This is a genomic window from Geodermatophilus sp. SYSU D01176, assembly GCF_054050015.1.
Window position 1 is genome coordinate 71,950 of record NZ_JBJGYN010000006.1, and the last position, 12,140, is coordinate 84,089.

The 12,140-nt window shown below is 75.0% G+C and carries 10 protein-coding genes and 1 tRNA gene; 10 read left to right on the top strand and 1 reads right to left on the bottom strand.

What is annotated here, in order from left to right; all coding sequences use genetic code 11:
- Positions 1-12 precede the first annotated feature (12 nt).
- The 7 genes from mfd to ACI78Z_RS05755 all read left to right on the top strand — a co-directional run bounded on the left by mfd (position 13) and on the right by ACI78Z_RS05755 (position 9,510).
- Positions 13-3,555, top strand: a complete 3,543-nt coding sequence (gene mfd / locus ACI78Z_RS05725; protein WP_457035563.1) for a transcription-repair coupling factor — start codon at positions 13-15, stop codon at positions 3,553-3,555.
- 51 nt (positions 3,556-3,606) lie between these two features.
- Positions 3,607-4,596, top strand: a complete 990-nt coding sequence (locus ACI78Z_RS05730) for a SurA N-terminal domain-containing protein (protein ID WP_457035564.1) — start codon at positions 3,607-3,609, stop codon at positions 4,594-4,596.
- Between the two features lie 4 nt (positions 4,597-4,600).
- A complete protein-coding gene (locus tag ACI78Z_RS05735) occupies positions 4,601-5,524 on the top strand; it encodes a MazG family protein (RefSeq protein WP_457035565.1) in 924 nt (307 codons plus the stop codon).
- Between the two features lie 550 nt (positions 5,525-6,074).
- Positions 6,075-7,364, top strand: a complete 1,290-nt coding sequence (gene eno, locus ACI78Z_RS05740; protein ID WP_457035566.1) for a phosphopyruvate hydratase — start codon at positions 6,075-6,077, stop codon at positions 7,362-7,364.
- A gap of 16 nt (positions 7,365-7,380) precedes the next feature.
- On the top strand, positions 7,381-7,965 hold the full coding sequence (locus tag ACI78Z_RS05745; protein WP_457035567.1) for a septum formation initiator family protein: 585 nt from the start codon (positions 7,381-7,383) through the stop codon (positions 7,963-7,965).
- Positions 7,966-8,038: 73 nt separating this feature from the next.
- Positions 8,039-8,542, top strand: a complete 504-nt coding sequence (locus tag ACI78Z_RS05750) for a DUF501 domain-containing protein (RefSeq protein ID WP_457035568.1) — start codon at positions 8,039-8,041, stop codon at positions 8,540-8,542.
- Entirely contained in the window at positions 8,539-9,510 is a 972-nt protein-coding gene (locus ACI78Z_RS05755) for a Ppx/GppA phosphatase family protein (RefSeq protein WP_457035569.1), read from the top strand. The genes ACI78Z_RS05750 and ACI78Z_RS05755 overlap by 4 nt, the downstream gene beginning before the upstream one ends.
- On the opposite strand, the gene ACI78Z_RS05760 is transcribed toward ACI78Z_RS05755, so the two are convergent.
- Positions 9,491-9,793, bottom strand: coding sequence for a DUF4235 domain-containing protein (locus tag ACI78Z_RS05760; RefSeq protein WP_457035570.1), 303 nt, complete (start codon positions 9,791-9,793; stop codon positions 9,491-9,493). The two genes, ACI78Z_RS05755 and ACI78Z_RS05760, sit on opposite strands and share 20 nt — an antisense overlap.
- 59 nt (positions 9,794-9,852) lie before the next feature.
- Between ACI78Z_RS05760 and ACI78Z_RS05765 the strand changes: the two genes are divergently transcribed.
- The 3 genes from ACI78Z_RS05765 to ACI78Z_RS05775 all read left to right on the top strand — a co-directional run bounded on the left by ACI78Z_RS05765 (position 9,853) and on the right by ACI78Z_RS05775 (position 12,106).
- On the top strand, positions 9,853-10,776 hold the full coding sequence (locus ACI78Z_RS05765) for a uracil-DNA glycosylase (protein ID WP_457035571.1): 924 nt from the start codon (positions 9,853-9,855) through the stop codon (positions 10,774-10,776).
- The gene (locus ACI78Z_RS05770; protein WP_457035615.1) at positions 10,662-12,026 is read left to right on the top strand and encodes an NAD(P)/FAD-dependent oxidoreductase; all 1,365 of its coding nucleotides are present in this window, start codon (positions 10,662-10,664) and stop codon (positions 12,024-12,026) included. The genes ACI78Z_RS05765 and ACI78Z_RS05770 overlap by 115 nt, the downstream gene beginning before the upstream one ends.
- A gap of 6 nt (positions 12,027-12,032) precedes the next feature.
- Positions 12,033-12,106, top strand: a tRNA-Leu gene (locus ACI78Z_RS05775).
- Positions 12,107-12,140 lie beyond the last annotated feature (34 nt).

Here is a 12,140-nt window from a genome sequence, read left to right on the forward strand (position 1 = left end):
AGCGATCCACTCGTGACCCTTCGCGGCGTGCTCGACGTCGTCCTCACCGACCCCGGCATGGCCCGCGTCGTGGCCGCCGCCGGGAACGCGGAGCTGGCGGTCGCCGCCCCGCCGTCCGTGCAGCCGCTGGTCGCCGCGGCGCTCGCGGCCCGGCCGGCCGGTGCCGGCGTGCCCGTCCTCCTCGTGACGGCCGGGGAGCGGGACGCCGACCAGGTCGCCGACCAGCTGCGCTGCTTCCTGCCCGACCGGCGCACCGAGGTCTTCCCCGCCTGGGAGACGCTGCCGCACGAGCGACTGTCCCCGCGGGCGGACACCGTCGGCCGGCGGCTGGCCGTGCTGCGCGACCTGACCCACCCGGGCGTCAACGGAGCGATCGACGTCCTGGTCGCGCCGGTCCGCAGCGTGCTGCAGCCGCTGGCCCCCGGCCTCGGCGACCTCGTGCCGGTGGAACTCCGGCCCGGCGACACCACCGAGCTGGACGACGTCGCCCGTGCGCTCGCCGACGCCGCCTACACCCGCGTGGAGCTGGTGGAGAAGCGCGGCGAGTTCGCCGTCCGCGGTGGGCTGCTCGACGTCTTCCCGCCCACCGAGCCGCACCCGGTGCGCGTGGAGTTCTGGGGTGACGAGGTCGACGAGCTGCGCTACTTCTCCGCGGCCGACCAGCGCTCCCTCGACGAGCGCCCGGAGCGGTTGTGGGCGCCGCCGTGCCGCGAGCTGCTGCTCACCGACGAGGTGCGCGCCCGCGCCGCCCAGCTCGCGGCCGCGCACCCCGGCCTGGTGGAGATCCTCGGCAAGCTGGCCGAGGGCATCGCCGTCGAGGGCATGGAGTCGCTGACCCCGGCGCTGATCGAGGGGCAGCTGCAGCTCCTCACCGACCTGGTGCCGGCCGGCACGCACGTGCTGGTGTGCGACCCCGAGCGGGTGCGCAGCCGCGCCGCGGACCTGGTGCGCACCGCCGAGGAGTTCCTGGCGGCGAGCTGGGCCACCGCCGCCGAGGCCGGCGAGGCGCCGATCGACCTCGGTGCGTCGTCCTTCCGCGACCTCGCCGACGTCGAGGCCGCCGCCCGCGGCCGCGGCCTGCCGTGGTGGAGCACCGGCGCGTTCACGTTGCAGGCCGAGGACGACGACACCCACGTCACCCTCGACGCGACCACCGTCGAGCGCTTCGCCGGCGACGTGCCGCGCGCGGTCGAGCAGCTGCGCGGCTGGTCCCGCGACGGCTGGCGGGTCGTGGTCACCTTCGCCGGTCCCGGCCCCGCGCAGCGCGCCGCCGACCAGTTCACCGAGGCCGACCTCGGCACCCGCCTGGTACCCGACGTCGCCACCGCCCCCGAGCAAGGGCTCACCCACGTCACCCAGGGCAACCTGGAGACGGGCTTCGCCTTCCCCGGTGTGGGGCTGGCGCTGCTGACCGAGCACGACCTCACCGGGCAGCGCGGGACGACGATGCGCGACGCGGTGAAGATGCCGGCGCGCCGCCGCAACGCCGTCGACCTGGTGCAGCTGCAGCCCGGCGACCTCGTCGTCCACGAGCACCACGGCATCGGCCGCTACATCGAGATGGTCAGCCGCACCGTCAACGGCGGGCAGCGGGACTACCTGATCGTCGAGTACGCGCCGTCCAAGCGCAACCAGCCGCCGGACCGCCTGTTCGTGCCCACCGACGCCCTGGACCAGCTGACCCGCTACGTCGGCGGCGAGGTCCCGGCGCTGTCCAAGCTCGGCGGTGCGGACTGGCAGAAGACCAAGGGCCAGGCGCGCAAGGCGGTCAAGCAGATCGCCGCGGAGCTCATCCGGCTGTACTCCGCGCGCATGGCCACCAAGGGGCACGCGTTCGGCCCGGACACCGTCTGGCAGCGCGAGCTCGAGGACGCCTTCCCGTTCCAGGAGACGCCCGACCAGCTGGCGGCCATCGACGAGGTCAAGGCCGACATGCAGAACCCGGTCCCGATGGACCGGATCATCTGCGGGGACGTCGGCTACGGGAAGACCGAGATCGCCGTCCGGGCGGCGTTCAAGGCGGTGCAGGACGGCAAGCAGGTCGCCGTCCTGGTGCCGACGACGCTGCTGGCCAACCAGCACTACAAGACCTTCTCCGAGCGGGTCGCGCAGTTCCCGGTCAAGGTGCGCGTCCTCTCCCGGTTCCAGTCCGACGCCGAGTCGCGGCAGATCCTCGACGAGCTGGCCAAGGGCGAGGTCGACATCCTCGTCGGCACCCACCGACTGCTGCAGCCGACCACCCGGTTCAAGGACCTCGGCCTGGTCATCGTCGACGAGGAGCAGCGCTTCGGTGTCGAGCACAAGGAGTACCTGAAGACCATGCGGACGGCGGTCGACGTGCTGTCGATGTCGGCCACCCCGATCCCGCGCACGCTGGAGATGTCGCTGACCGGCATCCGCGAGATGTCGACGATCCTCACCCCGCCGGAGGAGCGGCACCCGGTGCTGACCTACGTGGGCGCGTGGGACGACAAGCAGATGGCCGCGGCGATCCGCCGGGAGCTGCTGCGCGACGGGCAGGTGTTCGTCATCCACAACCGGGTGCAGTCGATCGACAAGGCCGCGGCGAAGATCCGCAACCTCGTGCCCGAGGCCCGCGTCGCCGTCGGCCACGGGCAGATGAAGGAGCACGAGCTGGAGCGGATCATGGTCGGCTTCTGGGAGAAGGAGTACGACGTCCTGGTGGCGACGACGATCGTCGAGTCCGGCCTGGACATCCCGAACGCCAACACCCTGGTCGTCGACCGGGCCGACACCTTCGGGCTCTCCCAGCTGCACCAGATCCGCGGGCGGGTCGGCCGCGGCCGGGAGCGGGCCTACGCCTACTTCACCTACGACCCGTCGCGCCCGCTCACCGAGACCTCGGTCGACCGGCTGACCACCATCGCGCACAACACCGACCTCGGTGCCGGCATGGCGGTGGCGATGAAGGACCTGGAGATCCGCGGGTCGGGCAACCTGCTCGGCGGCGAGCAGTCCGGGCACATCGCCGGCGTCGGTTTCGACCTGTACGTGCGGCTGGTCGGCGAGGCGGTCACCGACTACCGGGCGCAGCTCCACGGGGAGGAGCCGCCGGCCGAGCCGGCCGACGTCCGGGTGGACCTGCCGGTCGACGCCCACCTGCCGCACGACTACGTGCCCGGCGAGCGGCTGCGGATGGAGGCCTACCGCAAGGTGGCCTCGGTGCAGTCCGACGAGCAGGCGCAGGCGGTGCTCGACGAGCTCACCGACCGCTACGGCAGCCCGCCGGCGCCGGTGCTCAACCTGCTGGCCGTGGCCCGCTTCCGGGCCGCCGTCCGGCAGTGGGGGATCACCGAGGTGTCCCTGCAGGGCCGGGCGATCCGGATCAGCCCCGTGCCGCTGCCGGAGTCCAAGCAGATGCGGCTGGCCCGCCTCGCCGACGGCGCCACCTACAAGGCCGCCGCCGACACCATCTCGCTCAAGGTGCCCGTCGGCCCCGACCGGCGGACGCCGCTGCGCGACGTCGCGCTGCTGGAGCACCTGCACTCCCTGCTGGCCGCCGTCCTGGAACAGCCGGTCGCGAAGGCCGGCTGAGCCACTGGCGCCTGCGCTGTGGGTCACACCGTGTGTGGCACCCTCCGAACCGTGCAGACCCGTCGCCTGACCGCATCGCTGGCCGCCGGACTGGTGGCGCTCGCCGGGCTGGCCGGCTGCCGGACCGACCCGGGCGTGGCGGCCTACGTGGGCGAGGAGCAGGTGACCGTCGACGAGCTGACGACGGCGGTCGACTCGCGCCTGGAGGACCCGGCCCTGGCGCAGGCCGCCGCGGGCCGGGAGGACGAGTTCACCCGGCTGGTCCTCACCCGGCTGGTCCAGGCTGAGCTGTACGACCGGTTCGCACAGCGCTACGACGTCACGGTCGACGACGGCGACGTGCAGGCCCGGCTGGACGAGCTGCTCGCCGGGGAGGACCCGGAGGCGGTCTACGCGCAGGCCGCCGCCCAGGGCGTGGCCCGGGCCGACGTCTTCGAGACGATCCGGCAGCAGCTGCTGCGCCAGCGGGTCGCCGAGTCCCAGGGCCTCGGTGGGGTCAGCGAGGAGCAGCTGCGCGCCGCCTACGCCGAGGCGCTGCCCGGCCTCACGCAGGTGCGCCTCGGGTACGTCAACGTGCCCGACCAGGCGGCCGCCGACGCCGCGGTCGCCGCGCTCCAGGCCGACCCGGGCGCCTACCCGGCGATCGCCGCGCAGTTCCCGGGCGAGGCCACCCTGCCCGAGGTGTCGCCCCGTGCGCCGGACCAGGTGCCGGCGCCGATCGCCGACGTGGTCACGTCCGCCGCGCCGAACACGGCCACCTCGCTCACCGTGGCCGACCTGCCCGGCGTCCTCGTCGTCTTCGTCGGCGAGCCGGTCGTGCCGAGCTTCGAGGAGGTCCGCCCCCAGCTGGAGGAGGGCGCCCGGGGCGACGCCGACGCCGCCGCGCAGGAGCTGGTCGCCGACGTCCGCGCCGGCATCGACGTCACGGTGAACCCGCGGTTCGGCGTCATCGAGGACGGGGCGATCGTCCCGTCCGACGGCGGGGTCGTCGAGATCCTCGAGGAGGCGGGCGGCACCGCACCGGCGGCTGCCGGAGACTGACCGGGTGCCCGTCGCGCTCGCCGTCGTCGTCCACCCGGCCCTCCCGGGCCTGCTCGCTCCCGCCGCCTGGCGGGCCGTGTCCAGCGGCCGCCCGGTCGTCGCGCTGCCCGGCGCCGCCCCGACCGCCGAGGCGCTGCGCGGCGAGGGCTGGGCGGTGGACGACGTCCCCGACGCCGCGGCCGCCGCCGCCCGCCCCGACAGCGTCGTCGCCCTCGTCCCGGCCGGTACGGAGGTGGACGCCGGGGAGGTCGTCGACGCCCCGTCGCTCCCCGGCGACCGGCTGCTCGACGTCGTCCGGGTGATGGACGTGCTGCGCTCGCCCGGGGGCTGCCCATGGGACGCCGAGCAGACGCACTCCTCGCTGCGCGGCTACCTGCTCGAGGAGGCGCACGAGGCCTACGACGCGATCGTCGACGACGACCCGGCGGCGATGCGCGAGGAGCTCGGCGACGTGCTGTTGCAGGTGGTCTTCCACGCCCGGGTCGCGGCCGAGGCCGACCCGTCCCGCCGGTTCACGGTGGACGACGTCGCCGGCGACCTGGTCGACAAGCTGGTCCGGCGGCACCCGCACGTGTTCGGCGACGCCGGCAACGCGGGGCCTCGCCCGGACACAGCCCAGGTCGAGGCGGGCTGGGAGGAGATCAAGAAGGCGGAGAAGCAGCGGCGTTCCCCCACCGAGGGGGTGTCCCGCTCGCAGCCCGCGGCGTCGTGGGGCGCGGCGCTGGTGCGCCGCGCGACCCGCGCCGGGCTGTCCACGCCCGAGCCCGCGGAGCTCGGGTCGGCCAGTCCCGAGGAGCTGGGGGAGCGGCTGCTCGCCGTCGTCACCGCCGCCGAGCAGCGCGGGTGGGACGTGGAGGACGCGCTGCGCGAGGCGGTGCGCCGCTACGCCGGGGAGCTCGACGCCGAGGCGGAGTCCCGCGCGGTCTAGCGGTGCGAGCCGTCGCGGATCCGTCCGTCCACAGGGTCCTGCGCCATCCACGGGGTCGTTTCTGCTGGTCAGGCGGTCATCCGTGGGCATGTGATCGAACAGGTGTCCGATGACGTGGACGTGTCGCCGGGTGGTGCCTCGTCGGTCGAGCGGGGTCTGACCGCGGTGCTGGAGCCGCCGGCCGTCGAGGGTGGCGCGGCAGGGTTCGACGGGGTGTACCCGCGCCCGCACCTGCGACCTGGACCACCGCCGCCGCTGGCCCGACGGGTCGGCCGCGCACGCCAATCCGTCTGCCTGTGCGAGCACCACCACCGGCTCGAGCACCAGGCCCCAGGTTGGCGCTTCGAGGCGGCCGACGACGGCGGCCTGGTCGTCCCCTGCCCAACGGCGAGGTCCGGGTCGGTCACCCGCCCCGCTTCGGCACCGACCTCGACCTCCCGCCCTGTCGAGGTCGACGCGAGAGCGCGAGTGGGAGCCGGAGGGTGATGGCGCGGCCCCGTGGACGCGCGGTGCGTGAGCAGCCTGCTCCGGCGTCGCTAGGCTGATCCCCGTGCCCAGCATCGACGCCGTAGGCGCGCGGGAGATCCTCGACTCGCGCGGAAACCCCACCGTGGAGGTCGAGGTCGCCCTCGACGACGGGACGATCACGCGGGCCGCCGTGCCCAGCGGTGCCTCCACCGGCGCCTTCGAGGCGGTGGAGCTCCGCGACGGCGGTGAGCGCTACGCCGGCAAGGGCGTGACCAAGGCGGTCGACAACGTGCTCGACGTCATCGGCCCCGAGCTGGTCGGCTACGACGCCAGCGAGCAGCGCCTGGTCGACCAGCGGCTGCTCGACCTGGACGGGACACCGAACAAGGAGCGCCTGGGCGCGAACGCGATCCTCGGTGTGAGCCTCGCGGTGGCCAAGGCCGCCGCGGAGTCCGCCGGGCTGCCGCTGTTCCGCTACGTCGGCGGCCCCTCGTCGCACCTGCTGCCGGTGCCGATGATGAACATCCTCAACGGTGGCGCCCACGCCGACAGCAACGTCGACGTGCAGGAGTTCATGATCGCCCCGATCGGCGCGCCGACCTTCGCCGAGGCGCTGGCCATGGGCACCGAGACCTACCACGCGCTCAAGTCGGTGCTGAAGGGCCGTGGCCTGGCCACCGGCCTGGGCGACGAGGGCGGCTTCGCCCCCTCGCTGCCGAGCAACCGCGACGCGCTCGACCTCATCGCCGAGGCCGTGGAGAAGGCCGGCTACAGCCTGGGCTCGGACATCGCCTTCGCCCTCGACGTGGCCGCGACCGAGTTCCACGCCGACGGCGGCTACGACTTCGAGGGCCAGACCCGGTCGGCGGAGTACCTCACCGACTACTACCGCGGCCTGGTCGACTCCTACCCGATCGTCTCGATCGAGGACCCGCTGTCCGAGGAGGACTGGGACGGCTGGATCGCGCTGACCGCCGCCCTCGGCGACCGGGTGCAGATCGTCGGGGACGACCTCTTCGTCACGAACCCCGCTCGGCTGGCCGACGGCATCGCCCGCAACGCGGCCAACGCGCTGCTGGTCAAGGTCAACCAGATCGGCACGCTCACCGAGACGCTGGACGCGGTGAACCTGGCGCACCGCAGCGGCTACCGCTGCATGATGAGCCACCGCTCCGGCGAGACCGAGGACACCACGATCGCCGACCTCGCCGTCGCGACCGACTGCGGGCAGATCAAGACAGGTGCGCCGGCGCGCAGCGAGCGCGTCGCCAAGTACAACCAGCTGCTGCGCATCGAGGAGGAGCTGGACGACGCCGCCCGCTACGCCGGTGCGGCCGCCTTCCCGCGGCTGGGCGCGGCGGCCGGCGAGTGACCGGCCGCGCCCGCCCATGAGCGCGGCGCGCGGCCGCCGCGGCGGGTCGGGCGCGGCTCCCTCCGGCTGGCGGCGCTCCACCGGACGCCCGCTGTCGGGTGCGGCGTCCCGCCCGGTCCCGGCCGGCTCCCGCTCGGGTGCGGGCATCCGGCCGGAGCCGCGGCGCGCCGTTCGTCGCACGGCACGGACCGCGGCGGCGTCCGGCGCGGCGCGCCGTCCGCTGGTCACCGGCCGGGCGGTCCTGTTGGCCGGGCTGGTCCTGGTGCTGCTGCTGACGCTGGCCGGCCCGGTGCGCCAGTTCCTGGCCGGCCGGGCCGAGCTGACCCGGCTGGCGGCGGAGGGCACGGCCCTCGACCAGCGGGTCGAGCAGCTCGAGCAGGAGCTGGAGCGGCAGGCCGACCCGGACTACACCGTGCGCCAGGCCCGTGAGCGGCTGGCCTACGTGCTGCCCGGTGACCGCCTGGTGGTCGTGGTCGACGGCGAGGCCGTCGAGGGGGACGCCGGCACGGTGCCGGAGCCCGAGGACGGCGACCTGCCCTGGTACGAGGCGCTGCTGCAGTCGGTCGCGGTCGCCGACGGCGACGAGGAGCCCAGCCAGTGAGCGAGCTCGCGAGCTCACCAGTGGGTACAGCAGCGACGGGAACGCGGCCGACGAGCGTCAGCGAGGAGGCCGCGTGAGCGAACCCATCACGCCGGAGGAGCGGGAGGTCGTGGCCCGCCAGCTCGGGCGGCCGCCGCGTGCCCTGCGCGCGGTGGCGCACCGCTGCCCCTGCGGCCAGCCGGACGTCGTGCAGACCTCCCCGCGGCTGGAGGACGGCACCCCGTTCCCGACGCTGTACTACCTCACCTGCCCGCGCGCGACCGCCGCCGCCAGCCGGCTGGAGTCCACCGGCCGGATGCGCGAGTGGCAGGACCAGCTCGCCACCGACCCCGACCTCGCCGCCGGCTACCGCGCCGCACACGAGGCCTACCTCGCCGAGCGCGACGCCCTCGGGGAGCTGTCCACCCGCCACACCGCCGGCGGGATGCCCGACCGCGTCAAGTGCCTGCACGCCCTGGCCGCTCATGCGCTCGCCGCCGGCCCCGGGGTCAACCCGGTCGGCGACCGGGCCGTGGCCGAGATGGGGGAGTGGTGGGCCCACGGCCCCTGCGCGCTCCCCGGAGGAGACCGTCCATGACCCGCGTCGCCGCGATCGACTGCGGCACCAACTCGATCCGCCTGCTGGTGGCCGACGTGCCGCCGGAGGGCCCGCACACCGACCTGCTGCGCCGGATGGAGGTCGTCCGGCTCGGCCAGGGCGTCGACGCCACCGGGCGGCTGGCCCCGGAGGCCATCGAGCGCACCCGGGTGGTGCTGGCGGAGTACGCGGCGCAGGCCCGCGACCTCGGCGCGACGGCGGTGCGCATGGTCGCCACCAGCGCCAGCCGGGACGCCGCCAACCGCGCCGACTTCGAGGGGATGGTGCTGGCCACCCTCGGGCAGCTCCCGGACGTCGTCGCCGGCGACGAGGAGGCGCGGCTGTCTTTCCTCGGCGCGACCGCCTCGCTGGACGCCGCCGTCGCCGCCCACGGCCAGCCGCGGCCGCATCCGCCGTACCTGGTCGTCGACATCGGCGGCGGCTCCACGGAGTTCGTGCTCGGCGACTCCGGCGGGGTGCGTGCCGCCCGATCGGTCGACGTGGGCTGCGTGCGGCTCACCGAGCGGCACCTGCACGGCGACCCGCCGTCCGCCGACGAGATCCAGCGCGCCGAGGCCGACATCCGAGCCGCGCTGGCCGACGTCGCCGCCGCCGTCCCGGTGGAGGAGGCCGCGACCCTCGTGGGCCTGGCCGGTTCGGTCACGACGGTCGCCGCGCTCGCCCTCGGCCTGCCCGTCTACGACCCGGTGGCCATCCACGGCTCGCGCATCCCGGTGTCCGCCGTCCGCGCGGTGACCGCCGGGCTGCTCACCGCCACGCGGGAGCGGCGCGCGGCGTACGCCGTGATGCACCCCGGCCGGGTCGACGTCATCGGCGCCGGCTCGCTGGTGCTGCGGGTGCTCATGGACGCCTTCGCGCTGGACCACGTCGTGGTCAGCGAGCACGACATCCTCGACGGCATCGCGCTGCAGTTGGCCCGGGGACCGGTCAGGGAGAGCCCTCGTTGAGGCCGGGCGGCAGCTTGCCGGTCAGCGACTGGTAGGCCGCCGCCGCGCCGCGGGCGGCGACCAGCCGGCCGGCCGCCACGGCGACCCCGGACACCGCGGCCCACGCCAGCGCCTCGCCCCAGCCGACGCCCGGCGCGGCCGGGTTCTTCGGCGGCGGCGTGCCGCGCACGGCGTACCAGGCGGCGTCGCTGAGCTTGCGGACGGCGATCCCCGCGGGGACCGCCGTGCCCGCGCCCAGGAGCTTCCAGGTCAGCGGGGCCTTCTGCTTCGCCTTCCGAGCCATGCGGCGATCATGCCGCCCCCCGGCGCACCCGCGCTCGTCCAGGTGGTCTGCTGGTGGGCGTGGCAACCGACGCGGCCGGCTTCCCGGTCACCCGCAGCCCGGCCGGCGTCGTCCGCTCGGCGCGGGGCGCCCGCGACCTCGCCGTCCTCGACGCCCGGGTCTCCGGCTGCCGCGCCTGTCCCCGCCTGGTCGCCTGGCGGGAGGAGGTCGCCCGCGTGAAGCGGGCCTCCTTCCGGGACGAGGACTACTGGGGCCGCCCGGTGCCGGGCCTCGGTCCGGCGGACGCCCGGATCGCGGTCGTCGGGCTGGCGCCGGCCGCGCACGGCGGCAACCGCACCGGGCGGGTGTTCACCGGCGACCGCAGCGGGGACTGGATCTTCGCCGCGCTGTGGCGGGCCGGGCTGGCCAACCAGCCGACGTCCACCCACGTCGGCGACGGGCTGGAGCTCACCGACGTGCGGGTCGCCGCCGCCGTCCGCTGCGCGCCGCCGGCCAACGCGCCCACGCCCGAGGAGCGGGACACCTGCTCCCCGTGGCTGGCGCGGGAGCTGGCGCTGCTGCCGCGGCTGCGGGTGGCCGTCGTCCTCGGCGGGTTCGGCTGGACGGCGCTGTGGCCGGTGCTGGCCGAGGCCGGCTACGCGCTGCCCCGGCCGCGACCGGCGTTCGGGCACGGCGTCGAGGTGTCGCTGGAGGGGCCGCGCGGGCCGCTGACCCTGCTGGGCAGCTACCACGTCAGCCAGCAGAACACCTTCACCGGCCGGCTCACCGAGCCGATGCTGGACGCCGTCCTCACCCGCGCCACCGAGCTGGCCGCGACCGTGCCGGTACCACCCCGCGGCCCTAGGCTCGGCGCATGGCAGACCGACCCGTGGTCCTCATCGTCGGCGGCGGCTACGTCGGGCTCTACACCGCCCTGCGGCTGCAGAAGCGCCTCTCGCACGGGCGGGCGGAGGTCGTCGTCGTCGATCCCCAGCCGCACATGACCTACCAGCCCTTCCTGCCCGAGGCCGCGGCCGGTTCGGTGGAGCCGCGGCACGTCGTGGTCCCGCTGCGCCGCACGCTGCCGCGCTGCCGGGTGGTCACCGGGGCGGTCACCGGCCTGAGCCACGCCGACAAGCGGGCGCGGATCGCCCCCCTCGAGGGCGAGCCCTACGAGATCCACTACGACGTGCTGGTGATGGCGGCGGGCTCCGTGGCCCGCACCCTGCCCATCCCGGGGCTGGCCGAGCACGGCATCGGCTTCAAGAACGTCGGCGAGGCCATCTACCTGCGCAACCACGTGCTGGCCCGGCTCGACGCCGCCAGCTCCACCGACGACCCGGAGGTCCGCCGCCGCGCGCTGACCTTCACCTTCGTCGGGGGCGGGTACGCGGGCGTGGAGGCCTTCGCCGAGCTCGAGGACATGGCCCACTACGCCGTCACGCACTACTACCCGCGGCTGTCCCCGACGGACATGCGCTGGGTGCTGGTCGAGGCGATGGGCCGGATCCTGCCCGAGGTGGACCTGGACATGGCCGCGTGGACGGTCAAGCAGCTGACCGCGCGCGGGATGGACGTCCGGCTCAACACCCGGCTGGAGTCCGTGACCGACTGCCACGTCCGGCTCAGCGACGGAGACGAGTTCGACAGCGACACCCTGGTGTGGACGGCGGGCACGAAGCCCAACCCGATGCTCCGGGAGACCGACCTGCCGGTGGACGAGCGCGGGCGGGTCGTGTGCGAGCCGACCCTGCAGGTGCGCGGGCTGCCCGATGCGTGGTCGGCCGGTGACCTCGCCGCCGTCCCGGACCTCACCAAGGAGACCGCGGGTGCGACCACCGCGCCCAACGCGCAGCACGCCGTCCGGCAGGCCAAGCGGCTGGCCGACAACATCGTCGCCTCGATCGAGGGCCGGGAGCCGGAGGTCTACCGGCACGCCTACGCCGGGTCGGTGGCCAGCCTGGGGCTGCACAAGGGGGTCGCGCAGGTTTACGGCGTGAAGCTCAAGGGCTGGCCGGCCTGGTTCATGCACCGCACCTACCACGTCAGCCGGGTGCCCACCTTCAACCGCAAGGCGCGGGTGGTGGCCGACTGGACCATGGCCGCGCTCTTCCGCCGGGAGATCATCTCGCTCGGCCAGCTGCAGGACCCGCGCCGCGAGTTCGTGCAGGCGGCGAACACCGGCCGCACCGGGTCGCTTCCCCCGCCGTCCCGGGAGGACCTCGACCAGTCGGGGTCGGCGAAGGCCGGCTGACCGGCCGCCCCCGTAGCCCAACTGGCAGAGGCAGACCCCTTAAAAGGGTCCGAGTGTCGGTTCGAACCCGACCGGGGGCACGAGTGGACCAGGGCGGACGAGTCAGGACTTGAC